Source organism: Arthrobacter sp. TE26545, assembly GCF_056279005.1.
Genome location: NZ_JBWBQM010000001.1, coordinates 2,319,510 through 2,342,992, shown reverse-complemented (window position 1 = coordinate 2,342,992; position 23,483 = coordinate 2,319,510). Strand labels below are relative to the sequence as shown.

At 65.9% G+C, this 23,483-nt stretch carries 16 protein-coding genes; 11 read left to right on the top strand and 5 right to left on the bottom strand.

Translation table 11 applies throughout. The features are described from left to right. The first annotated feature begins 4 nt into the window (after positions 1–4). From ACZ9CK_RS10545 to ACZ9CK_RS10525, 5 genes are all read left to right on the top strand, one after another. Positions 5–1,342, top strand: coding sequence for a polysaccharide deacetylase family protein (locus ACZ9CK_RS10545; RefSeq protein ID WP_476049921.1), 1,338 nt, complete (start codon positions 5–7; stop codon positions 1,340–1,342). After that, on the top strand, positions 1,311–3,536 hold the full coding sequence (locus ACZ9CK_RS10540; protein ID WP_476049920.1) for an outer membrane protein assembly factor BamB family protein: 2,226 nt from the start codon (positions 1,311–1,313) through the stop codon (positions 3,534–3,536). Before ACZ9CK_RS10545 ends, ACZ9CK_RS10540 begins: the two co-directional genes overlap by 32 nt. 389 nt (positions 3,537–3,925) lie before the next feature. Then, the gene (locus tag ACZ9CK_RS10535) at positions 3,926–6,718 is read left to right on the top strand and encodes an FG-GAP-like repeat-containing protein (protein ID WP_476049919.1); all 2,793 of its coding nucleotides are present in this window, start codon (positions 3,926–3,928) and stop codon (positions 6,716–6,718) included. Positions 6,719–6,883: 165 nt separating this feature from the next. Further along, on the top strand, positions 6,884–8,191 hold the full coding sequence (locus ACZ9CK_RS10530) for a polysaccharide deacetylase family protein (protein WP_426298220.1): 1,308 nt from the start codon (positions 6,884–6,886) through the stop codon (positions 8,189–8,191). Between the two features lie 28 nt (positions 8,192–8,219). Further along, entirely contained in the window at positions 8,220–11,066 is a 2,847-nt protein-coding gene (locus tag ACZ9CK_RS10525) for a hypothetical protein (RefSeq protein ID WP_476049918.1), read from the top strand. Positions 11,067–11,080: 14 nt separating this feature from the next. Here ACZ9CK_RS10525 and ACZ9CK_RS10520 read toward each other — a convergent pair whose 3' ends face one another. The 3 genes from ACZ9CK_RS10520 to ACZ9CK_RS10510 all read right to left on the bottom strand — a co-directional run bounded on the left by ACZ9CK_RS10520 (position 11,081) and on the right by ACZ9CK_RS10510 (position 14,971). Next, complete coding sequence (locus ACZ9CK_RS10520) at positions 11,081–12,733, bottom strand: DUF6270 domain-containing protein (RefSeq protein WP_476049917.1); 1,653 nt, start codon at positions 12,731–12,733, stop codon at positions 11,081–11,083. A 3-nt stretch (positions 12,734–12,736) separates the two neighbouring features. Continuing rightward, positions 12,737–13,909 (bottom strand): non-hydrolyzing UDP-N-acetylglucosamine 2-epimerase, encoded by a 1,173-nt coding sequence (gene wecB, locus ACZ9CK_RS10515; protein WP_426298214.1) that lies wholly within the window; start codon positions 13,907–13,909, stop codon positions 12,737–12,739. A 468-nt stretch (positions 13,910–14,377) separates the two neighbouring features. Then, positions 14,378–14,971: a YdcF family protein gene (locus ACZ9CK_RS10510; protein ID WP_476049916.1), complete on the bottom strand. Its 594-nt coding sequence runs from the start codon at positions 14,969–14,971 to the stop codon at positions 14,378–14,380. Positions 14,972–15,047: 76 nt separating this feature from the next. On the opposite strand from ACZ9CK_RS10510, the gene ACZ9CK_RS10505 reads away from it, so the two are divergent. Genes ACZ9CK_RS10505 through rsmD form a run of 4 tightly spaced genes read left to right on the top strand, consistent with a single transcriptional unit; the run spans position 15,048 to position 20,056 of the window. Then, on the top strand, positions 15,048–16,061 hold the full coding sequence (locus ACZ9CK_RS10505) for a thiamine-phosphate kinase (protein WP_426298210.1): 1,014 nt from the start codon (positions 15,048–15,050) through the stop codon (positions 16,059–16,061). Positions 16,062–16,083: 22 nt separating this feature from the next. Next, positions 16,084–17,157, top strand: a complete 1,074-nt coding sequence (locus tag ACZ9CK_RS10500) for a DAK2 domain-containing protein (protein WP_476049915.1) — start codon at positions 16,084–16,086, stop codon at positions 17,155–17,157. A gap of 4 nt (positions 17,158–17,161) precedes the next feature. Next, positions 17,162–19,438, top strand: coding sequence for an ATP-dependent DNA helicase RecG (locus tag ACZ9CK_RS10495; protein WP_476049914.1), 2,277 nt, complete (start codon positions 17,162–17,164; stop codon positions 19,436–19,438). 51 nt (positions 19,439–19,489) lie between these two features. Next, positions 19,490–20,056 (top strand): 16S rRNA (guanine(966)-N(2))-methyltransferase RsmD, encoded by a 567-nt coding sequence (gene rsmD / locus ACZ9CK_RS10490; RefSeq protein ID WP_426298204.1) that lies wholly within the window; start codon positions 19,490–19,492, stop codon positions 20,054–20,056. Positions 20,057–20,127: 71 nt separating this feature from the next. Here the strand turns inward: rsmD and ACZ9CK_RS10485 are convergent, their stop codons facing one another. Together ACZ9CK_RS10485 and ACZ9CK_RS10480 are read right to left on the bottom strand one after the other, a co-directional pair. After that, positions 20,128–20,931 carry a spermidine synthase gene (locus tag ACZ9CK_RS10485; protein ID WP_476049913.1) on the bottom strand — a complete coding sequence of 268 codons (804 nt, stop codon included), beginning with the start codon at positions 20,929–20,931 and terminating at the stop codon, positions 20,128–20,130. After that, positions 20,928–22,202 (bottom strand): aminotransferase class I/II-fold pyridoxal phosphate-dependent enzyme, encoded by a 1,275-nt coding sequence (locus ACZ9CK_RS10480; protein WP_476049912.1) that lies wholly within the window; start codon positions 22,200–22,202, stop codon positions 20,928–20,930. Before ACZ9CK_RS10480 ends, ACZ9CK_RS10485 begins: the two co-directional genes overlap by 4 nt. Positions 22,203–22,293: 91 nt before the next feature. Here ACZ9CK_RS10480 and coaD point away from each other — a divergent pair, with 91 nt between their 5' ends. Next, positions 22,294–22,794, top strand: coding sequence for a pantetheine-phosphate adenylyltransferase (coaD, locus tag ACZ9CK_RS10475; protein ID WP_426298199.1), 501 nt, complete (start codon positions 22,294–22,296; stop codon positions 22,792–22,794). 134 nt (positions 22,795–22,928) lie between these two features. Further along, positions 22,929–23,453: a YceD family protein gene (locus tag ACZ9CK_RS10470; protein ID WP_426298196.1), complete on the top strand. Its 525-nt coding sequence runs from the start codon at positions 22,929–22,931 to the stop codon at positions 23,451–23,453. Positions 23,454–23,483 lie beyond the last annotated feature (30 nt).

Sequence of the window (23,483 nt, the reverse complement as noted above, 5' to 3'; positions counted from 1 at the left end):
ATTTGTGGAATTGGAACGTGGAACCCTGGGACGGCGGCGCTTCGTGGCGCTCGCCGGGCTGGGCACAGTGGCAGCTCTTTCGGCCACCGGGTGCACGGCGTCGGACGACACAGCCCCGCAGCCACTCCCGAGCAACGCGTCCATGCTCGATGCCTTCCTCGCCCGCCGCGGCGGGCCGATCGGCACCAACGGGCAGACGGCCATCGCGTTCCGCTGCGACCACCACCTGAACAAGTTCGTATCCAATGTGCTGCCCCTGCACCGGAAGTACTCGATTCCGGTGACGATCGCGACCTTGTCGCAGATGGCCGCCGTCGAACGCGGACCGAACGGCAGCGATTCGGTGACGTTCGCACAGCTCCAGCAGTACGCGCTGGAGAACGGTTTCGAGATCGGTAACCACAGCGCCACCCACCGCGACGCGGATTCCGAGCCGCGGCTGCGCGCAGAGATCGTGGACTCCCGCCGCTCCTTGGCACAGTCTTTGCCGAAGCTGCCCATCGAATTGTTCATCCCGCCCGGAGTCGGCGGCACGAACTACCTGGGATTCAACGGCGGAGCGACCCTGTCGGCGTTCTCTGAAAATCCAGCGGGGCGGCTCATCATGGAGGAGCACGCCCTGTCGACCGGAACCATACGGGGCTTTTGGTCGATGACGGGCGAACCCCTGTCGAACCTGGGCCGGGGCCACATCCCCTTCGAGAGCCTCGACGCGATAAGCCGCGGACAGGGCTACGTCAAGCTCGCCCGACGCCAGCGGCGGGGTGCCTGCTTCATGTACCACCCCAGCGGCCTCAATGCTGCCGAACTCAACGCCCTCGAAGGGTTCTTCGAATGGTGCGCGTCGGAACGCGATGCCGGGCGCCTTGAGATCCTTACTGTAGGCGGGCTGATGACCGCGCGGATTGACAGCGCAGACCGGCACGACCTGCTGTCAGCTCCCGGGGTGGGCGGACCCGCCTGGGACGGCTGGAACGTGCCGGCCGAGCAATGGACCCTGCTTCAGGAGGACGGCCAGGACGTCGCGCGCAGCCGCACGCCCACCGCCGTCCTTGGCACGGACTTTCCGCTAAGTGGGCACGCCGGCTCGCCGCGGCAGTTGCGCGTCTCCCTCCGCTCCCTCCGAGGCTGCCGCGTGAGGCTGCGAGTATTCGACGCCGGATCGGCAGCGGGCCTGGACGTCACCAAGGATGTGGTGCTGCGGGCCTCGCCCGATTTCGTCACCGTCCGCCAGTACCTCACGCTCCCGTTGACGGGAACGGACACCCTCCGCCTCAGCCTCACCGCGACCACGGGCGGGGGTGATCTTGATGTCCGGCAGCCCGAACTCCTCGCCGCCTGAGTGCGGCCGGGCCGCATCCAAGGGGGTCCTGCGCAGGACGGTGCTGTCGCTCGGCATTGCCCTGGGCGCCGGGACCGCGCTCACGCGCTCCACCGCCGGGCCCGGGCCGGGACGCGCGGCTGCGGATCCCAATTCCGTCACGGACCAGCCATCAGCCGACCCCGGGTCCGTCCTCGACGCTCCTGCCCAGCGGCCAGGTCCCACGATGCCCACGAAGTCGCTCGCGACCGCGCACGGCAAGGCAGTCACCTTGACCACCAGGATGGCCAAACCTTCCGCGCCGCTCCGCCGCTACCGGAACGTGTTCATGGGTGACCCGGACGTCACCGCGGAGTTCTTCCGGACCGGGCAGGGAGTCCTGAAGATTGCGGCCTCCGCGGCGGGCCTGAGCGGCCAGCTCCAGATCCTCGACGCCGCCACCGGCGTCAGGGAGAAACAGATCAACCCGTTCCCCGGCAACGGCGGCGGTGTCGGGGGTACGGCGTATGACGCCCCAAGCGCCACGCTGTTCGCCTTCGGAGCCGAAAACATCGTCCAACGAGTGTCTTCCTCCGGGACGGTCTCCACGGGATACAGCACGGCGAAAGGGACAACCAACGCGTCCTTCGCCGTGGCGACGGATTCGAAGGGCCGCATCTGGAACGGCAACTACCCCTCCGGCAACGCCACGCGCTTCGACCCTGCCAGCGGGTCCACCCTTAACACCGGCCGGCTCCGCGCCGACACCCAGTACGTCCGCTCCCTTGCCATCGACTCCTCGGACACGGTCTACGCGGGGACAGGGGCCAGTAATCCGGCCATCTTCAGCTGGGACACGGACAACCCCGGGAGCGTGCGCGAGATTCCGCTGCCTTGGAGGATTCCCACGGGTTTCGTGCGGCGCATTGAAGCCCACCGCGACCTCCTCTTTGTGTACGTCGTCGGGCCGGACGGCAAGACGATCTTCAGCGTTTACCGGACGTCAACGGGTACTTGGCTGACGCCCCCATGGAAGTGGCTGCCGTCCGGAATGGTCACTGCCTCTTCGGACGATAACTCCGAGGCGTACGCGGTCTGGAGCGGCGCGGGCTCACATCGGCTGATGCGTATCGACACCCGGACGCTCGAAGCGGACTACGTGTGCCTCGTTCCGGGGCCGCCCGAGGCGATGGAATTCGAGGCGTCCGGCAGCCAGGGCTACCTGAACCTGCTGTGCGGAAGCGGCAAGGGTTTCCGGGTTGCCAGGATCTCACTCGACAGCGGGAACAGCGTCCGTGATGTGCCGGCCGAGCTCGCCCCGCGTATCTTCAAGCTGCAAACCCTCATCGCCCCCGCGGGCAACAAAGTCTTCTTCGGCGGCTACCTCGGCGACGGGATCGGCAGCCTCGACCTCGTCACGCGCCGGACCTGGCGCTCCGCCCCCGCGGCGGGCATCCGGCAGATCGAAGGGATGCTGTCCTACAACGCCAGGACCCTCTACATCGGTTCCTATACCGGCGGGGTCATTTTCCGCTTCAACCCTGCCACCGGGTCCGTCAAGAAGCTGATCGAACTGCGGGACAAGTACCTGCAATCGCGGCCCATCGCATGGACCACCGCAGGGAGCCGGGTCGTCGCCGGCACCATCCCGGACTACGGCCGCAGCGGCGGCGCTCTCGTCCTCATCGACCCGGCCGACGACTCGACCCGCGTAATCGTGGATCCGGTCCCGGGGCAGTCCATCCTGGGACTGGTCGGCGAGGGCGACGTCGTCTACGGCACGACCGGAATCAAGGGTGGCCACGGAGCACCCAACGATGCCACCCCCGCCCATGTCTTCGCCTGGAACGTCGCACAGGGAAGGATGCTGTGGAAGCAGGCGCTGCCGGGAGAAGTGGAGATCAACAGCCCCCTCCTGGTGCGCGGCGGACTCTACGTGAGTACCAGCAACGGGGTGGTCCAGATGGGCAAGGCCGACGGAACGCCGGTGGCCACGTACCGGCTCCTCGAGCGTTGGGCGGCCGCGAAATACCGCACGAGCAGCATCGAAGCGCTCCCGGGGAGCAACCGGATCGTGCACCTGTGCGGCGGCACAGTGACCCTACTGGATCTCGAGCGAAAAACGCGTACTGAGCTCCTGCGGGGTACTTACTCGGATTTGGCCGTCGGCAGGCAGAACAAACTGCTCCTCGTCGACAACGGCACGGACGTCGTCGAGCTCGCTGTCGGCGCCTAAGCGGCGCCCCGGCGGGGGCCTGACTGGTTCCCCTGCCCGGCTCGGGTAACCCCGGGCCCGGGGAGGCGGGGACGCTCCCTCCACGGCCGTCCCTGCCGCTACTCAGGGTTCGGGGCAGGACCGAGTAGTCGGCCCCCGGTGAGCACGCCAAATTGAGTACTATTCGCCCCATTTCCCGCATGAGCAACCGTACAAAGTGGAGTACACACTACTCGTGACGGGCCTTCGCCGCGACGGCTCCAATGGAGCATGGCTGGTCCCCAAGACCGGCTTCTGGTCCCTGGGGGTCTCGGTATGTGCGGTCTCTTCAAGCTTGCCAAGCCCGTTCCTCGCCATGCGTCGACGGAGCTGCTCCGATGAGCGCCGGGAAGTTGATCCGGCGGAGATCCGTGCTGTCACTTGCCGTTGTCTTAGGAGCCAGCGCCGGGATCGGACTCCCGGTCGCCGGAACGGTTCCGGCTGCAGCGCAGTCCCTTGCGAGCAGTTTCGGGCAACGAATCCCGCTCGCTACCGTCGGAACTGAGCAGTCCCGCCTTCTGCGCAGGTACCGCAACGTCTTCCTGGGCGTCCCCCAGGTGACCGCCAGGTTCTTCAGGACAGGGGCCGGCGTACTCAAGATTGCCGGCGGAAGCTCGGGCCTGGCGGACCAGCTCCAGATCCTCGACGCCGCCACGGGAGTCCGGGAGGCATCCCTGGTGCCGTTTGCGGGGAACGGGGGCGGCGTAGGGAACTCCGCGATCGACGCCGGAACCGGGGACCTGCTTGCCTTCGGCGCGGACAATACAGTCAAACGGGTCACTGCCTCGGGAACCATTTCGGACGCCTATGATACGGCGCCCCTCTCGACCTACTCGTCGTTCGCCGTCGCCGTCGACTCCAAGGGCGGGGTGTGGAACGGCAACTATCCCACCGGGAACACCACGCGGTTCGATCCGGTGACCCGGACGACTTTGGAGACCCCCCGTGTCCGCCCCGACACCCAGTACGTCCGGGCGCTCGCGGTCGACGGCTCCGACAACGTCTTTGCCGGAACCGGGTCCCAGAACCCGAGCCTGTTCACCTGGCATATGGACACCCCGGAGGAGATCCGCGAAATCCCCCTGCCCGACGCCAACGCGTCGGGGTTCGTGGAACGCGTCGATGCCCACGCCGATGTGCTCTTTGCCTATTACGACGGCGCCGACGGAACCCAGAAGTTCAGGGTGTACCGGATCTCCACCGGCACGTGGCTCACCCTGCCGTGGACCTGGATTCCTTCCGCACGGACTTCTGCCGCGGCGCCCGGCTCCTCGGATGTCTACGCCGTCTGGAATACCGTGGGTGTCCACAAGCTCATGCGGATCGACACGAAGACCATGGACGCTACGTATGTGTGCCTTGTTCCGGATACTGCCCGGGCCATGGACGTGGAGGTTTCGGGAACGGACACCTTCGTGAATATCCTGTGCGGGAGCGACGGCCAGTACCGCTCTGTACGGGTCTCCGTCACCGATCAGGCGGTCCTCGCGGACGTGGCGGCCGGCTTCGCTGCCCAGACCTTCAAGGTGCAGGGACTCCTGGCCTCCGCAAGCGAAAACAAGGTCTACTTCGGCGGCTACAGGGGAGACGGCGTCGGGAGCGTCGACCTCTCCACCTGGGCCACGTGGAGGTCGCCGCTGGGGAGCGGGATCGCGCAGATCGAAGGCATCTTCGAATACGACGCGTCCACAATTTACATCGGCTCCTACACCGGCGGCGTGTTGCTCCGCTTCAACCCCGTCACAAAGACGATCAAAGAACTGGTCGAGCTGCGGAAAGCCTATTTCCAGTCCAGGCCGATCTGCTGGGCCCTGGCCGGCGGCAGGGTGGTCGCCGGGACCATCCCGGACTACGGGCGGAACGGCGGGGCGCTCGCCATCCTGAACCCGGCCGACGACGCCGACATCAGGGTGGTGTCCGCACCGGTGCCCGGGCAGTCCGTGCTGGGCCTGGTCGGTGAGGGCGACATCGTGTACGGCACCACCGGGATCATGGGCGGACAGGGGGCGGGCAACGACACCAAGCCCGCCTACGTCTTCGCCTGGGATGTCGTGCAGGGCAGGCTGTTGTGGGCCCGCCCTTTCACCGGCGAAGTGGAGATCAACAGCCCCATCCTGGTCAACGGGATCCTGTATGTGAGCACGAACAACGGGGTGATCCGGCTCAACAAGGCCAGCGGCTTGCCTGTCGCGACCTACCAGCTCCTCAACCGTTCCGTCGCCCCCGGGTACAGGACCAGCACTATCAAGTACCTTCCCAAGGCCAGCGGCATCCTTCACATCAGCGGAGGCACAGTCACGCTCCTGGACCCGTACTGGCAAACCCGGAAGGAAATCCTGAGGGGTGCATACAGCGAAATGACGGTCAGCAAGGACGGCCGGTTGTTCGTCGTCGAAGACGGCACCAACATCGCCGAAGTCGACACCGTGCAGCGGCCGACGATCCGCTCCGCAGCGGACCTGGTCTCGGTGGGGCCTACCGGCGGTTTGAGTGTCTGCCGTTCCCTCGGCAACGGAAAATTCGGGGATCCGATCCGTGCGGACTCCGGTTTCGGCGGCTATGTACGGTCCGCGCATGTCGTGGACTGGAACCGAGACGGGGTCTTCGACGTCCTGACAAGCCACAGCGACGGGTCCCTGCAACTGCACCGCGGCCTGCCGCGGGGCGGATTCATGCAGCCGACCGTCCTGGCGAAAACGGGCTGGGGCGCCGTCGATCTCACCGTGGGAATCTGGGGCACGTCGCTGTCGGTCCTCGCGATGGATCCGGCCAGCGGCATCCTGCGAGCCTGGCCGGTCCTCAGCACCGGCGTGCTGGGAACGCCGGCCACGATCGGCACCGGATGGCAAGGCCGGAACTTCGTCCTCATGGTTCCGTCGCGGTCCACCAGTTCGTGCCTCATCGTCAACCAGGGCGGCTCGCTGTATCGCTACTCGCGCGTTTATGGGGGTAGGGTCACCACGGCCCCGGTCCGGCTCGGCGCCGGCGGATTCTCCGCGATGACGGCCTTCTCGCCCCTTTACGGGCACCGCCCGGACCTGAACGGAATCGGCTGGATCGACGCCAACGGCGCGGTCAAGTACACGGACATCGCGCCCAGCTCAGTGGGCAGCAACATCAGCTACCCGTTCCTTCTCAAGGGCCACAAACTGGCAAGTACCTGAGACGGCCTGGATTGCCTCCCCGGACGTCCTCCGGTTCCCTTTCGCTTGACGGCGGCGGGGGCTAGCCTATAACCAAACGCTCAACGGACGTCAAGCATGCTGGGTGCAGCAATGTCAGGAGAGCACGTGCACGGTGGTCTCATACCCTTCAGCCGTCGGCGGGCAATGCAGTTGTTTGCCGGCCAGCTCGCAGCGGTGCCTGCGCTCCTCCAGGGCGCCGGTTTCGCGCGTGCAGCCGAGACTCCGGGCCCCTACCCGTTCGGATTCAACCAGGCGCTTCTCGACAACTTCGTTGCGCGCCACGGCGGTGCGATCGGGACTGCGGGGCGGGCGGCTGTCGCTTTCCGCTGCGACCACCACCTGAACAGATTCAAGGCCGTACTCCTGCCCCTGCACCAGAAATACGCCATTCCGGTGACCATTGCGGCGATGTCCCAAATGCCTGCCGTGGAAACGGGCCCCGGAGGAAGCGAACTGATGTCCTTCCCGCTGCTCCAGAAGTGCGCCTTGGAGAACGGCTTTGAAGTAGCGAACCACAGCGCTACGCACCGTGACGCTGCTTCGGACCTGCGCCTTCGGGAAGAGATCGAGCAGGCCCGGTGGTCCCTGGCACGGTCATTGCCAAAGCTGCCAATCGAGCTGTTCGTTCCCCCCGGCGTCGGCGGCACGAACTATCAGGGATTCAACGGCGGGGCGACGTGGTCGTCGTTCGAGAAATACCTGGCCGGCCGGCTCATTACCCAACATCACGCGCTGTCAACCGGATACATGCCCGGGTACTGGTCCATGACGGGACAGCCGCTGCTTAACATGGGCCGGAGCCACATTCGAATCGATGATGCGGCCGTCGCGTGGCGCGGGAAGGACTTCGTCAATGCGGCCCGCAAGCAGCTCAAGGGTGTTTGTTTCATGTACCACCCCAGCGCTCTCGATGCTGCGGCCCTTGCCGCCCTTGAAGACTTTTTCGCCTGGTGCGCGAGCGAACGGGACGCCGGCCGGCTGGACATCCTGACCGTGGGCGGCCTGATGCTCGCCCGAATTGACAGTTCGTCCCGGCATGACCTGCTGGGCGGCGACCTGGGGTTCAGGAATGGCTGGAACGGTTGGAACGGGTTGTCGGCGAAGTGGTCCCTCCGATCGGAGCAGGGCGGATACTTTGCGCGCCGTGGAGCGGCTTCGACCGGGCTCTTCAAGGATTTCCTGCTCGGCGCCCACGCCGGCTCCACGAGGCAACTGCGGATGTCCGTGCGCTCCGGCACCGGGGTGCGGCTGAAGCTCGAGGTGATCGATGCCGAATCACCCACACGGTTCAGTGCTGCCAGATACATCACTGTGCGCGGCTCGGGGACCTTCACTCCGCTGCATCAGTACATCACCCTTCCGCTAACCGGGACGCGGACCGTCCGGGTTCGGATCACACCCGTGACCGGCGGCGAACTCCTTGTCCAGGCACCGCAACTGCTCGCGGCGTAAAGGCAGGACATGAATAGGTAGGGAAGTCATGAATGACCAAGAGGCGCACGGCAACAATCCTCCGCATATCCGCAGAAGGTCGGTATTGTCCCTCGCCGTTGTCCTGGGGGCAGGCGCAGGGCTCGGGCGCCTTGCAACGAGCGCCCCTCCGGCAGCGGCGCAATCCCTCGACACCGTTTTCGGTGCGGGCATTGGGCTGACAACCGTCGGAACTGAGCCCTCGGCAGTCCTGCGCCGGTACCGCAATGTCTTTTCGAGCATTCCGCAGGTAAACGCCGGATTCTTCCGGACAAGCACCGGAGCCCTCAAGATCGCCGGCGGAAGCTCGGGGCTGGCGGACCAACTTCAAATCCTGGATGCTGCCACGGGAGTCCGGGAGTTGTCCCTTGTTCCCTTCCCCGGCAGTGGCGGGGGCGTGGGAAAAACGGCCGTTGAAGCCGGAACGGGAGCCTTGCTGGCGTTCGGGGCAGACGACACAGTCAAGCGGGTGACCCTCTCGGGAACCATCTCGGATGCCTACCAGACAGCACCGATGTCGAGTAATGCGGCTTTTGCGGTCGCCGTGGACTCAAGGGACAGAGTATGGAACGGCAACTATCCAACGGGCAACACCACCCGGTTCGACCCGCGAACGGGTACAACGCTGCATACCGTTCGTGTCCGTCCGGACACTCAGTATGTCCGTTCGCTTGCCATCGATGATTCGGACCGCGTCTTTGCTGGAACCGGCTCGCAGAACCCAACCGTGTTCACCTGGCACGCCGACAGCCCCGAGCAGATCCGGGAAATCCCCCTGCCGGATGCCAGGTCGAACGGATTCGTCCACCGCATCAATGCCCATGGGGACGTCCTTTTCGTCCATTTCGATGGCGCCGACGGGATGCTCCGGTTCGAGGCCTACCGGATCTCCAGCGGCACCTGGCTCACCCTGCCATGGGACTGGATGCCCTCGGCAATGACCAGCGCCTCGGCACCCGGCTCCTCCGACGCGTACGCCGTGTGGAATACCGTGGGTGTCCACAAGCTTATGCGGATCGACACGAAGACCATGGAAACTGCGTATGTTTGCCTGGTTCCGGACACTGCCCGGGCCATGGACGTGGAGGTTTCCGGAACGGACACCTTCGTGAATATCCTGTGCGGGAGCGACGGCCAGTACCGCTCCGTCAGGGTTTCTGTCGGCAGCCAGTCGGTTATCCGGGATGTCGAGGCGGATTTTGCCGCCCAGACCTTCAAACTGCAGGCACTCATGGCGTCCCAGTCCGAAGACAAGATCTATTTCGGCGGGTACACGGGCGACGGCATTGGAAGTGTCGGGATCACGTCACAGGCCACCTGGCGGTCGCCGCTGGGGAGCGGGATCGCCCAGATCGAAGGCATGTTTGAATACGATGCGTCCACGATCTATGTCGGTTCCTATACCGGCGGTGTGTTGCTCCGCTTCAACCCGGTGACCCAGTCGGTAAAGCGGCTCATTGAGCTGCGCTACCCCTATTACCAGTCGAGGCCGATCTGCTGGGCTGCTGCCGGTAACCGGGTGGTCGCCGGGACCATCCCGGACTACGGGCGGAACGGCGGGGCACTTGCGATCCTCAATCCGGCCGACGACACCGACATCAAGGTAGTGTCCGCACCGGTACCAGGGCAGTCGGTGCTGGGCCTGGTCGGCGAGGGTGACGTCGTCTACGGGACGACGGGAATCATGGGCGGACTGGGCTCGAGCAACGACCTCAAGCCAGCCCACGTGTTTGCTTGGAATGTCGTGCAGGGTCGGTTGTTGTGGGCGCGGCCATTCATCGGTGAGGTGGAAATCAACAGCCCGATCATGGTCAACGGGATTCTTTACGTGAGCACGAACAATGGCGTGATCCGGCTCAACAAGACCAGCGGTTCGCCGGTGGCGACGTATCAGCTCCTCTATCGCACCGCGGCCCCCGGATACAGGACCAGCACCATCAAGTACCTCCCCAAGGCAAGCAGCATCGTCCACCTGAGCGGGGGCACCGTCACCGTATTGGACCCCTACCGGCAAACCCGGAAGGAAATCCTCCGGGGCTCGTACACGGAAATGGTGGTCAACAAGCAGGGCAGGCTCTTCTTCGTCGAAGACACCATGAGCATCGTTGAAGTCGATGCCGTCCAGCGTCCCACGATCCGCACGGCCGCTGATCTGGTTTCGGTGGGGCCCAACGGCTGGCTGAATGTCTGCAGGTCTTTGGGTGGCGGCAGCTTCGGCAACCCGATCCGTGCAGACTCCGGGTTCGGCGGGTTTGTCCGGTCCGCCCATGTCGTGGACTGGAATGGCGACGGCGTCTTCGATGTGTTGACCAACCATAGCGACGGGACACTGCAACTCCACCAGGGCCTCCCGAATGGCGGGTTCATGCCGCCGACGATCGTGGGCCTATTAGGCTGGGGCCTCGTGGACCTGACCGTCGGCGTCTGGGGCACGTCGCTGTCCGTTCTTGCGATGGACCCGGTCAGCGGCATCCTGAGGGCCTGGCCGGTGCTCACCACCGGCGCGCTGGGAACGCCGTCCACGATCGGCACGGGATGGCAGGGCCGGAACTTCGTCCTCATGGTTCCGTCGCGCTCCACCAGTTCGTCCCTCATCGTCAACCAGAACGGCTCGCTGTACCGCTACTCACGGGTGTATGGGGGCAAGGTCACCACCACGCCCGTGCGGCTCAGCACCGGCGGATTCTCCGCGATGACGGCCTTCTCACCGCTCTACGGACACCGCCCGGACCTGAACGGAATCGTCTGGATCGACGCAGCCGGGGCGGTGAAGTACACGGACATCGCGCCAAGCTCCGTCGGCAGCACCATCAGTTACCCGTTCATACTCATGAGCCACAAGTTTGCGAGTACCTGAGCCTGACCGGATGCCTAGCCGGAGACCGCAGGCCCGGCCGGCGTTCCCAGGTGCAAAGGAGTCTGGGCAAGGGGCTCACCCCACCCTGACAACGCAAGGTCAACAAACGGGTTCAGCACCGTCCTGTATGGCATGTTGTGGCCCTCGGCGAAGTGTTCGACGACGATCCTCACGTTGCCGTCGCTCGAGACCCCTGAGCGGGGCTCCATGCCAAGGGCGGCTGCGAAGGGACCCAGATGGTTGTCCAAGTGGTGGGGGTCGTCGTCGTTCTGGACGTACAGGATCTGGTGGTCAAGCTGCGGCGCCGCTGCGTACGCGGCAGCCAGATCACACCGCGCCCCGAGGCTCTTGAGCTGCTTCTCGGAGGCGAATTCAGGGTAAAGGCGCTTGACGTAGTTCCGCACCGACTTGAGCCAATACTTCCGGATGTTTGTCTGCGGATTGAAGACCAGGGCACGGCTTTCCGGGGTCCTGGAAGCCAGCGCGAGCGAGGCGAACCCGCCGCCCGAGCCGCCCATGAAGAGGATTTTCCTGACCCCCAGCTGCCGGGCGGCCCGCCGTACCAGTTCCGCGTACCGCTCGGTGAGGTCTTCCTGGGCGCTCCCGGTGAACCACGCCAGTTCCAGGTCGTCGTGCGGTTCGAGGGCGGTGTCGGCGAGGAACATCAGGTTCTCCGGCCTGCCTTCCAGAGTGGCAAGCCACTCGAACCGGGGGAGGCTGTACTTCTCGCGGTTCAGCGCTCCGTGGCTGATCACGAGCAGGGTGTCCGAGCCGTTGTTCTGGATGAGGCTGCACAGGCCGTAGGACTGGCCGGCGGCTGGCGCGATCCGATGGTGCGCCCGCCCCACCTGTGAGGCATCGAAGTCATCAAGGCCGGCCCAATCCAGGATCGGTGCCTTGTGCCTCCTGTCGTGGGCCGGAACGTCGGCGGGGGCTTCGAGGAGCCCGGCCGGCAGGCAGCCAAGCAGCTTGCCCGCCACTTCACGGTAGACGGCGTCGTGCAGGTTGTACGGTGCCGCGCCCCATTTGTGGGTGCGCGAAGTCCATGTCCTGGAGTGGCTCAGCACATTGACGCCGCGGCCGCGGAGGAATGCGGCGTAGCGGGCAAATTTGGCGTTTGCCTCCTCCGAAGAAAGACCGAAGGGCAACTCGGCGTCCAGGCCGTTCTCGTCGGCGTGTGCCCACGCGAGGTCCAGGACGTAGGTGCGCGGAAGGAGCGCCTTGCCCGCCAGGAAGCCGAGGAACTCTTCCGCGGCTTCGCACCAAAGACCGAAATGCTCCTCGGTGCCGAACGCGATGGTCTGCGTGGCGCCGGAACCAGCCGCGACGTACTTGACGCGCTCGGGAGAACGCGTCAGGTACGTCCCGTCGCCAAGCCGGTCCACACCGAAGCGTTCGTCGAAGAGATCCCAGAGCACGATGTCGGTGCTTGGGAGGCGCGTCTCGATGTCAGCCCGCAGGGAAGCGGCGATATCGGCCTGCAGGACGCGCACGGCGGCCGGACGGGTAGCAGTGGTTGCCAGCACCGCTTCGCTTGGACCGCCCATTGCGCTAATGAGGGATTGGCGGGACACCAGGCCCGCCTGCTGCAAAGCGTGGCCGGGAAAATGGTCAACTATGGCGGAGGCAGGGCCTCCGCCATAGGAGAAGACTTTCAGGGGACGCATCAATCAGACGCGGACGGTACGTTCGTCAAGGTCGGAGTGGCCGAATTCTTCGATGCGGCTGCCGATGCTCAACAATTCAGCGATGGCGGCAACTGTCCGTTCCGAAGCCTTGCCGTCCCCATAAGGGTTCACGGCGTTGGCCATCGCGTCGAAGTGGGCCCCATCGTGTAGCAGCCGGTCTACCTCTGCGACGATCCGGTCTTCGTCCGTTCCGATCAGCGCCACCGTGCCGGCGGCTACGGCTTCGGGGCGTTCGGTGTTGTCGCGCATCACGAGGACCGGCTTGCCCAGGCTCGGAGCTTCTTCCTGGACTCCGCCGGAATCGGTCAGCACGATGTGGGCAAGCGAGAGCATGCGGGTGAATTCGCCGTAGGCCAGCGGCTCCGTGACGACCACGTTGTCCTTGCCTTCGAGCGCGGGCAACACGGCTTCGCGGACCACCGGGTTCTTGTGGGCCGGGAGCACGATCACCATGTCAGGCTCTGCATCGGCGATCCGGGCGAGGGCCCGGCCGACGCCGCGCATGGCATCGCCTTGGTTTTCGCGGCGATGAGTCGTGACCAGGAGGATCTTCCGGCCGCTCGACGCGAGGTCTTCAAGCTGCGGGTCCGTGAAGGGAATCTGCTTCCCGACAGTCGTCAGGAGGGCATCAATGACCGAGTTTCCGGTGACGACGATATCTTCGTGGTTGACGCCCTCGGCGAGCAGGTTCGCCTTGCTGACACTCGTCGGCGCCAGGTGGAGGCTTGCAATCTGGCTGGTGATCTTGCGGTTCGCTTCTTCCGGGAAGGGCGAGAAGAGGTCGCCGCTTCGCAGGCCGGCTTCGACGTGGACCACCGGGATCCCGTGGTAGAAGGCTGCGATCGCGCCGGCGGTCGACGTCGTGGTGTCCCCCTGGACAACGACGGCGTCGGGCTTCTTGTCGGCGAAGAGCTTGTCCAGACCGTCAATGGTCCGCGTCATGATGGCGGAGAGGGACTGACGCTGCTGGAGGATGTTGAGGTCATGGTCGGGGACAATTCCGAACAGTTCGTTGACCTGGTCGAGCATTTCCCGGTGCTGGCCTGTCACAGTGACAACGCAATCGAAAATGTCCGACTGCTGCAGGGCCGCAACGATGGGTGCCATCTTGATGGCTTCAGGCCTGGTGCCGAAAATGGGCATGACAGTGGGCATTGCTTCCCCCGGGTGTTCGAATAATTGAAAACATCCTGAATGCTACTTGACATCCTGCTGTGACAGAGAATGCATGTCCGGCTGCCTAGTCACGGCAAGCCACAAGCAATCCGGCTATCTGATGAAGAGCAAAGCCAGTATCAAGGCCGGGACCGCGAGCGTTGTTGCGGCAACCACCGCCAAGGCAACCAGGCGTTTGCGGCCAAAGGCGCTGGGCCGCCGTTCAGGCTTTGCCGCACGGCTTGGCGTCTGCGGCTGCTGCGCGGGAAACTCCACAAACCTGCCTTCGGGAACCGCAGGGCGGAAGCGCCTCCTGTGCAGGTGGCGGGGTGCCGGAGGAAGCTCCGATGCACGTTCCTTGGGGGTGTCCAGCGCTTGCTCCTTTCGCTCCCGTTTCCGTAAAGGTCCGCAACGAGTCTAGCCGGGAGCCGCGGCGGATACCCGCAAGCAGGCCTTGTCGGGGAGGCCTCAGCCGCATTCCGGGCGCAGGTTTACGTCGATCAATCCGCCTTCCTCGATGACGAAACGCCGTAGCCATTGCAGCGAATCCAAGGCAGGTTTGGACGCCACCATATGCACTTCGGCCGAGGTGCATTGCCGCATCAGGGTCCCTGCGCGAAGCACGTGGTAGGAGGACGTCACGACGGCCACCGAGTGCCAGCCGTTCGCTTCCACAAGCTTCCCGACGGCGGCCGCCTCGCTGCGCGTGTCCATGCCTTCGGGCCGGAAACAGAGCAGCGATTGCTGCGGAAAGGAAGCCCCGTTGCAGAGCGAATCGATGGAGGCGTTTCCGGGCGTGCCGGTCCAGGAAAGAACCAACACCGGGGAGGCGCCTTGCGTTGCCGGGGAGTGCGCTGCCAGGGATTGCGCCGTCACCACGGCCTGCCCCAGGGACAGGCGCTCATCGCTGCTGCCGCCCAGGACGATGACGGCGTCGACGGCCGGGGGAGCCGGCGTCGAAACGAGGCAGAAAAGCTGGAGTGACAAGGCGAACCACAGAACAAAGAGGCCTATCGCACCGGCTGAAAGGTACTTCAGCGACCTCGTGTTTTTCTGTTGCACCCTGCAAGTCTAGAAGCTGGCAGGCCGGCATCCGGCCCGCTCACTGAATGTCAGTCCGAGCGACTAGCGTAGAAGCGTGCCGGAAAAAGAACTGACTGTCGCCGACCTTTCGGAAAGCGGGCTCCTCGCCCGGATCTTCCCGCGCCTCGAGTCGAGCAGCAGCGTGCTGCTCGGGCCAGGCGATGATGCCGCTGTCGTGGCGGCCCCGGACGGGCGTGCTGTCATCTCCATCGACACCCAGACCCAGGACCAGGACTTCCGCCTCAGCTGGAACAACGGCTACCGGACCACGGGCTTCGACGTCGGATGGAAGTCCGCCGCCCAGAACCTCAGCGACATCAACGCCATGGGTGGAACCGCCACCTCCCTCGTCGTCAGCCTCACCATGCCTGGGGAAACCCCGGTGTCCTGGGTGGAGGATTTCGCCGACGGCCTCACAGCCGGGATCGCCGGGCTCGGCGCCACGGACTGCTCGGTGGCCGGCGGGGACCTGGGGCGGGGGCGGGAGATCGCGGTGACGGTCGCCGTCGTCGGGACAATGCACGGACAGACCCCGGTGCTCCGCTCCGGTGCACAGCCCGGGGACACCCTTGCGCTGGCCGGCACTTTGGGCCGGGCCGCCGCCGGCCTGGCCCTGCTGGAGAGCACCGTGCCGCTCGGCTCACTGACCCCGGAGCAGCGGGAACTCGTGGACAGCCAGTGCCGCCCGGTGCCGCTGCTGGCCGCCGGCCCGCGGGCCGCGGCAGCCGGGGCAACAGCCATGATGGACGTTTCGGACGGATTGATGCGCGACGGCGGCCGTCTCGCCAAAGCGAGCGGGGTGATCCTGGACCTTGATCCCATTGCCTTGAAAACCCAGGCCCATGCCCTTGAAGCCGCGGCTTCGCTGCTGGACGTCGACCCGATGGAATGGGTGCTTGGCGGGGGAGAGGACCACGGCCTCCTGGCAGCATTTCCGGCCGGAGTTCAGCTCCCGGAGCCCTTCACTGCGGTAGGCTCAGTCAGGGCCGCTGCCGGGGGAGGACGCGGCCTCGTCCGGATAGCCGGGGAGTCCGCCGATACCGTGGGATGGGATCACTTTGCAGACTAAGATCGCCGCCAATGTACAGGCAATGAAGCGCTGGTTGGGCAAGGCAGAGACCACTCTTGGCAACCACAGCGACAGGCTCAACGCCATCAACATCTTCCCTGTGGCCGACGGCGACACGGGCACCAACCTGTATCTCACCGTGCGGGCCGCCGTGGCGGCCCTGGGTTCCGTGGAGAGCAAGGAAGCCGGCGGCCCCGAAGGCGGACAGGCCCAGCCGGAACACGCCAACGACGTCGGCGTGGTGCTGGCAGCGGCCGGCCGCGCAGCCATGGAACAGGCCCGGGGAAATTCGGGCACCCTTTTCGCGGTCTTCCTGTGCGCCATGGCCGAACCGCTGGCCGGGCACGGCAGGCTCAGCGCCCCGCTGCTGGCCTCCGCACTGCACCGCGCCCAGATCCGTGCGTGGTCGGCCCTGAGTGAACCCGTCCCGGGGACAATGCTGTCCGTGCTCGAAGCCGCGGCGCAGGCAGCCGGGGAAGTGGATGCCGCCCAGAACGGGGATGACAGCAACCACGCGCTCGGCCTTGCCTTGGACGCTACGGTGGACGCTGCCCTCCGGGCCGTCGTGCGCACCGAGGAGCAGTTGGCGCCCCTGCATGATGCGCATGTGGTGGACGCCGGCGGCGTGGGCATGCTCTTGGTCCTGGACTGCCTGCGCTCGGCCGTGCTGGGTGAGGAACTGCAGGACGAACTGCTGGACGGGCTGCACGGCTACGACGTCCAGGACCCGCACATCCATGCCGCGCTGCCGGACGACGAGGGCGTGGAAGTCATGTGCACCATCGAGCTTTCGCCCCTCGCCGCCGCCACGCTGCGGCAGAAACTCGATGAGCTGGGCGATTCCGTCATCATGAGCCAGGTGGGGAGCGTCCCGGCTCCAGGCAACGGACAGCCCGGCGACGACCACGATGATGATGACGACGCCGACGGCATTGAGGCAAGCTACCGCTGGCGTGTCCACGTGCATGTCCCCGAAGCCGGCCCCGCAGTGGCCGCTATCCGTTCCCTGGGCGAACCGAGCGACATCTCCGTCAGCCAGTTGGCCCTGCCCCGCGACCCCGATGCTTCCGAAAGCCACTATCCGCATGAATCCTGAGCTGGTGAATCCTGAACTGGGCTTGCCGCTGGACCGGAGGATCGGCAAGCGCTCGGCCTCCGTGATCACCAAGCACCTCGGCCTGGAAACCGTCGGTGAACTGCTGAACTACTTTCCCCGCCGCTACCTCACCCGGGGCGAACTCACGCCGATCGCCAAGCTCCCGCTGGACGAGGAAGCCACCCTGGTTGCCCGGGTGATCTCCAACTCCACCCGGCAGATGCGCGCCCGCCGCGGCTCGCTCACCGATGTGGTCGTAACGGACGACGCCGGCGGGAACCTGGCAGTCCCCGGAACTCCGGGAACGCTGAAGATCAGTTTCTTCAACGGTTTCCGCGCACGGAGCGAGCTGCAGCCGGGCCGCCGGGCCATGTTTTCCGGGAAGGTCAGCCGTTACGGCGGCGCCCTGGGCATGACGAATCCCGACTTCATGCTCCTGGACGAAGATCCGGACGCCACCGGCAGCATGGACCCTGAGAAGCTCGCCGCGATGCCCATCCCGGTCTATCCGGCCACCGCCAAACTCACCAGCTGGTCCATCCACAAGGTCATTACCACCCTGCTGGACACCATCGAGTTGGGCCGGATCCAGGACCCCCTACCCGCCGCCATCATGGACCGGGAAGGATTCGCGGAGATCGGCAGGTGCTACCAACTGATCCATTCCCCCGAAACGGCGATTGACTGGAAGCACGCCCAGGACCGTTTCCGCTACCAGGAAGCGCTCGTGCTGCAGGCTGCACTCGCCCGCCGCCGCGTCCAGCTCGCCGCCGAAGAGGCAACGGCGCGCCGCCCGGCACCGGAGGGCCTGCTCGCGGCCTTCGACCGGCAACTGCCGTTCACCCTCACGGCCGGCCAGACCGCCGTCGGGAAGACCCTTTCACAGGAACTCGCGCAGAACTCGCCGATGAACCGCCTGCTCCAGGGCGAGGTGGGCTCCGGCAAGACGATCGTGGCCTTGCGCGCCATGCTGCAGGTGGTCGACGCCGGCGGGCAGGCAGCGCTGCTGGCTCCCACCGAAGTCCTCGCCGCCCAGCATTATGAATCGATCCGGCGCACCCTCGGCCCCCTGGCCCGGGACGGCATGTTCGGCGGAGCCGGGATGCTCGGGGAAGGAGCTCCGGGGGAGGAGAACGGAACATCCCCGGTCCAGGTGACGCTGCTGACCGGCTCCATGCCCACGGCCGCGCGCAAGCAGGCCATGCTGGACGCAGCCTCCGGAAACGCCGGCATCGTGATCGGCACCCACGCACTGCTCAGCGACAAGACCAGCTTCCAGGACCTCGGCCTGATCGTGGTGGACGAACAGCACCGCTTCGGCGTCGAACAGCGCGACGCCCTCCGCGCCAAGGCAAGCCGTCCGCCGCACCTGCTGGTCATGACCGCCACCCCCATTCCGCGCACCGTGGCGATGACAGTGTTCGGCGACCTCGAAACCTCCGTCCTCGACGAACTGCCTGCGGGCAGGGCCCCGATCAGCACCCACCTGGTGGGCCTGGCCGAGAACCCCGCCTGGGCATCGCGGATCTGGGCCCGTTCGCGCGAGGAGATCGACGCCGGGCACCAGGTGTACGTGGTGTGCCCCAAGATCGGCACGGACGACGACGGCGACTTCACCCCGGGCGAAGACGAACCGGACTCGCTGGACGACGAAGGCCCGGTCCGCGAACTGGCGTCCGTGACCGCCGTCGTCGACGCCCTGCGGCAGGAGGATGCCCTGCGCGGCGTCCGGATCGAAGCGCTGCACGGCCGCCAGGACCCGGTGCTCAAATCGGAAACCATGGCTTCCTTCGTGGCGAACCAGACCCAGGTGCTGGTTTCCACCACGGTGATCGAGGTGGGCGTGGATGTGCGGAACGCCACCCTGATGGTGATCCTCGACGCCGACCGCTTCGGCATTTCCCAGTTGCACCAACTGCGCGGACGGGTGGGCCGTGGCGGGCTGCCCGGGACGTGCCTGCTGGTCACCGCCCTGGAGCCCGGGCATCCCAGCCGCCGCCGCCTGGACGCGGTCGCGGCCACGACGGATGGCTTCGTGCTGTCCCAGGAGGACCTCAAACTGCGCCGCGAAGGGGACATCCTGGGGGCCTCGCAATCCGGCGGGCGGTCAGCGCTCAAGCTGCTCAGGGTCCTGGAACACGAGGACCTGATCGAGCGCGCCCGCAACGACGCCCAGCGGCTCGTGGCCGAAGACCCGGAGCTGCGCCGGCATGAGCCCCTTGCCGCGGCGATCGACGAATACCTCAACCCCGAGAAGGAGGCGTTCCTTGAACGCGGATAGTTTGAACGCGGACAACCTGGACACGCCGGCCCGTCCCACGGAGCCCCGCCGTTGAGCCGGATCATCGCCGGAACCGCCGGCGGAAACCCGTTGCAGAGCGTGCCCGGAAGCGCCACCCGGCCCACCACGGACCGCGTCAAGGAAGCCCTGTTCTCCCGGTTGGAGGCATTGGGCGTGATCGACGACGCCCGCGCGCTGGATCTTTATGCGGGCTCGGGAGCGCTCGGCCTTGAGGCGGCCAGCAGGGGTGCCGCCTCCGCGGAACTCGTCGAATTCGACGCCCGCGCCTCCGCCGTCTGCCAGCGCAATGCCGACACCGTCAACCAGGCACTGGCCCGCAGGACCGTCTCCGTCCACCGGTCCAAGGTGGAGTCCTTCCTGGAGAGGGCTTCGGAGGACACGCTCTGGGACCTGGTGTTCCTGGACCCGCCCTACCCGTTGGACGAGCCGTCGCTGAGCGCGGTGCTGGCCAAGCTGGCCGGGCACCTGGACGACGGCGCGGTGGTCGTCGTCGAGCGTTCCTCCCGCTCACCGGAACCGGACTGGCCGGACGCCCTCGAGCGTTTCGCGGCGAAGAAGTACGGCGAAACGATGCTCTGGTACGCGGAGCCCGCCTGAGGCCGCCCAACTGACTCGCACTTATGGTCGTTTTGAGGGCTCAAAACGACAACAAATGCCAGTCAGTTGGGTCAGTTGGACAGCGGATCCAACTCCACGCCCCGGAGCACGGAGGCCGGGTGCGGACCGCGGGCCAGCAGGGCCTGGGTCCAGGAATCGGGCCACGGCTGCTTGCTGCCCACCAGGATGATGTTCCCGGGATAGCGCCCGGCGAACATCCCGGACTCGGCGAAAGCCACCAGATCCGCCAGGGCCCCGGATCCGATTGCCCCGCGCATGGCCGCCACCTGGCTGCGCACCAGGGTCAGCGCCGCCTCGTCACCGACATTGATGACCAGCAAGCCCTCCGGCCGCAGCTTCGCCGCGGCCTCCTCGTAGAACTCCCGGCAGGCGATGTGCTCCGGCGCTTCCGGACCGGAGAAGATGTCCAGGATCACGACGTCGAACAGCAGCTCCGGGGGCAGCGCGGCAAGTTCGCCGCGTGCGTCGCCGATCCGCGTTTCCAGGAGGGTGCCCTCCGGCATGGGGAGCTTCTGCAGGACGAAGTCCAGCAGTTCGCGTTCCAGCTCGACGGCGTACTGTACCGATCCGGGGCGTGTCGCCTGGATGTAGCGGGCCAGGGTGAGGGCCCCGGCGCCCAGGTGCAGCGCGGACACCGGCGCGCCGGCAGGGGGGAGCAGGTCCACCACGTTGGCGATACGGCGCAGGTACTCGTAGAAGACTTCCTCCGGCCGGGCAAGGTTCACATGCGATTGCTCGGCCCCGCCGATGCTCAGCACATAGGCGCCCGCCACCAGCCCGTCCGCCTCGATGCTTGCGTGCTGCCCGCCGGACCGCAGGAAGCGCCGGCCTTCCGGACCCACGGCGGTGCTCACGCCTGGAGCTTGTCGCGCAGCGTGGCCAGGCGCGAGGCCGCTTCCTGCAGCACGCTCTCCTTCTTGCAGAAAGCGAAGCGCAGCAGGCTGCGGGTACGTTCAGCCCCTTCCGGGTGGCAGAAGACGGGCACCGGAATGGCGGCCACACCCACGAGCTCGGGCAGCCTGCGCGCCAGGTCGACGGCGTCGCTGATTCCCAGCGGGGCCGTGTCCACGTTGATGAAGTACGTTCCCTGCGGTAGGTAGACGCCCAGTCCGGCGGCCCGCAGGCCCTCGGCGAGGATGTCCCGCTTGTGCTGCAGTGAGGAGGCGATGCCGGCGAAGAAGGTGTCCGGCAGGCCCAGGCCCACCGCCACGGCGCCCTGGAAGGGCGTGCCGGAGCTGTAGCTCAGGAACTGTTTGACCGTGCGGATCGCTGCCACCAGGTGTTCCGGACCGCTGAGCCAGCCGATCTTCCAACCCGTGAAGGAGAAGGTCTTGCCGGCGGAGGAAATGGTGATGGTCCGTTCAGCGGCGCCCGGGAGGGTGGCGACGGGAATATGGGGCACGCCGAAGGTGAGGTGCTCGTAGACCTCGTCGCTCACGATCAGGGCGTTGTGCTTTTCAGCCAACGTCACGATGCGCTCCAGGACGGGCCGGGGGAACACGGCTCCGGTGGGGTTGTGGGGATTGTTCAGCATCACCACTTTGGTCCGCGGGCCGAACGCCGCCTCCAGGCGGTCCAGGTCCGGCATGAAATCCGGGGCCAGCAGGGGAGCGGTGACATGTACGCCGCCGGCCAGGCCGATGATCGCCCCGTAGGAGTCGTAGAACGGCTCGAAGGTGAGCACCTCGTCGCCCGGCTGGATGAAGGCGAGCAGGGAGGCGGCAATGGCCTCGGTGGCGCCGGTGGTCACGACCACTTCCGTATGCGGGTCCGGTGCCAGTCCGTAGAAGCGCTCCTGGTGGGCGCTGACCGCTTCGCGCAGTTCCAGGATGCCCTTGCCGGGAGCGTACTGGTTGGCGCCGGCGGTGATGGCCGCCTGCGCTGCCGCCTTCATCTCGGCGGGGCCGTCCTCATCCGGAAAACCCTGGCCGAGGTTGATGGCGCCGGTGGACACAGCCAGGGTGGTCATCTCTTCAAAGATGGTCACGCCCAGTGACCCGTCGGCCGAAAGCAGGTTGGCGCCGGTGGCCGCCCGCTGCCACGGCGCCGCGTCCTGGACCGGGGCGCTTTGGCTGCTGGCGAGGGGGCTGCTGGCGAGGGGGCTGCTGGGGACGGGGCTCGTCACGCGGGTCCGCCTTCCTGGTGTGGCTCGAATCCGGCAGGGCCCGCCGGTGTGTGCCATGGTATCCCGCCAGGGGATGCGATAGCTTCGAAGCATGAGACGCGCAGTGTGCCCTGGCTCCTTTGATCCCATCCACAACGGACATCTTGAAGTCATCGCCCGGGCCGCTGGCCTGTTCGACGAAGTGATCGTGGCGGTCTCCACCAACTACGCCAAGAAGTACCGCTTCGCCCTGGAAGAGCGGATGGACATGGCCCGGGAAACCCTGGCATCGCTGCGCGGGATCATCGTGGAGCCCATGGGTGAGGGCCTGCTGGCCGAATACTGCCGGCAGCGCGGCGCCACGGCGATCGTCAAGGGCCTGCGCTCCTCCTCGGATTTCGATTATGAACTGCCCATGGCAACGATGAACCGCCAGCTCACCGGCGTCGAGACGGTTTTCCTTCCGGCGGAAGCCCACTACATCCACCTGTCCTCCACACTCATCAAGGAAGTGGCCCAGCTGGGCGGGGACATTTCGGAATTTGTGCCTAAGTCCGTGTTGAAGCGTATCCTCGCTGGCGAGTCGGCTCCGGATCAGCGCCGGAACGGGTAAGCTGGATCGGTGCCTCGGGCCGCTGCCGATGCGGCGGCCCCGGTTTGAGTCCTTTCGGACGTTCAGGCTAAGATGGTACGTCGGTCATATGTTCTACAGGAGTTCTCATTAAGCGAGATGCAAGTTCGCCCTTGATGCTGTTTGTCAAGGACCTCGGGCGCAGCCCGGGAACCATGCGGACACTCAAAGAACATGTACCTGCACCAAGCGATCTTGGTGTGGCACTCATTGGCGTTCAGGAAGGCTCGGACATCGAGCTGGACCTGAGGCTTGAGGCCGTACACGAAGGAATTCTGGTATCCGGAACCGCTTTCGCCGAAGTCAAGGGCGAATGCGGACGATGCCTGGATCCCCTTGCGTATGACCTTGAGGTCAATGTGCAAGAACTTTTCCTCTATGAAGGCGTTCAGCTTTCGGACGGGGAAGACGATGAAGAGCAACGTCGAGTCGAGCACGATCTAATCGATCTTGAGCCGGTGTTGCGGGACGCAGTCGTGACCACGCTGCCGTTCCAGCCGGTGTGCCGGGAAGACTGCCAGGGCCTTTGTTCCGAATGTGGAATACGCCTGGAAGACGAGCCGGGGCACCACCACGAGGTCCTGGATCCTCGCTGGGCTGCCCTAGCTGAAATGGCTAAGACTGACCGGCAAACTGATTAGTAAGTGTTCGTCTAAGAGAGAAATGAGATA

Coding starts and splice junctions, on each gene's coding strand:
- ACZ9CK_RS10540 (WP_476049920.1), top strand. CDS start 1,311: ATGTCCGGCAGCCCGAACTCCTCGCCGCCTGAGTGCGGCCGGGCCGCA.
- coaD (WP_426298199.1), top strand. CDS start 22,294: ATGAGACGCGCAGTGTGCCCTGGCTCCTTTGATCCCATCCACAACGGA.
- ACZ9CK_RS10530 (WP_426298220.1), top strand. CDS start 6,884: ATGCAGTTGTTTGCCGGCCAGCTCGCAGCGGTGCCTGCGCTCCTCCAG.
- ACZ9CK_RS10500 (WP_476049915.1), top strand. CDS start 16,084: ATGAAGCGCTGGTTGGGCAAGGCAGAGACCACTCTTGGCAACCACAGC.
- wecB (WP_426298214.1), bottom strand. CDS start 13,909: ATGCCCACTGTCATGCCCATTTTCGGCACCAGGCCTGAAGCCATCAAG.
- ACZ9CK_RS10470 (WP_426298196.1), top strand. CDS start 22,929: ATGCTGTTTGTCAAGGACCTCGGGCGCAGCCCGGGAACCATGCGGACA.
- ACZ9CK_RS10520 (WP_476049917.1), bottom strand. CDS start 12,733: ATGCGTCCCCTGAAAGTCTTCTCCTATGGCGGAGGCCCTGCCTCCGCC.
- ACZ9CK_RS10525 (WP_476049918.1), top strand. CDS start 8,220: ATGAATGACCAAGAGGCGCACGGCAACAATCCTCCGCATATCCGCAGA.